Raw genomic sequence first — 411 nt, 5'->3', positions numbered from 1 at the left:
CGCTTGAACCGATGTATCCGGTTGTGTTCTTCGACGCACTGCGGGTGAAGATGCGCGAAGATGCCGTAGTGCGCAACAAGGCAGTCTACTTGGCATTGGGTGTGTTGCCCGACGGTACGCGCGACATCCTGGGCCTGTGGATCGAGAACACTGAAGGCGCCAAGTTCTGGATGAAGGTGTTCAACGATCTCAAGACGCGTGGCGTCAACGACATCCTGATCGCAGTGACAGACGGCCTCAAGGGCATGCCCGAGGCACTAGGTGCTGTATTTCCAGCCACGACCCTACAGACCTGTATCGTCCATCTGATCCGAAACAGCCTTGACTACGCAAGCTGGAAAGATCGTAAGCCATTGGCCGCTGCGATTCGGCCGATCTACACCGCACCAAGCGCAGAGGCGGCACTGGCAG

At 57.7% G+C, this 411-nt stretch carries 1 protein-coding gene; it reads left to right on the top strand.

The features are described from left to right. A partial coding sequence (locus ACUHMQ_RS21120) for an IS256 family transposase (RefSeq protein ID WP_445297402.1) occupies positions 1–411 on the top strand: 411 nt, incomplete at both ends.

Source organism: Chitinimonas violaceus, assembly GCF_052601015.1.
This window is presented reverse-complemented; position numbering and strand designations above follow the sequence as displayed.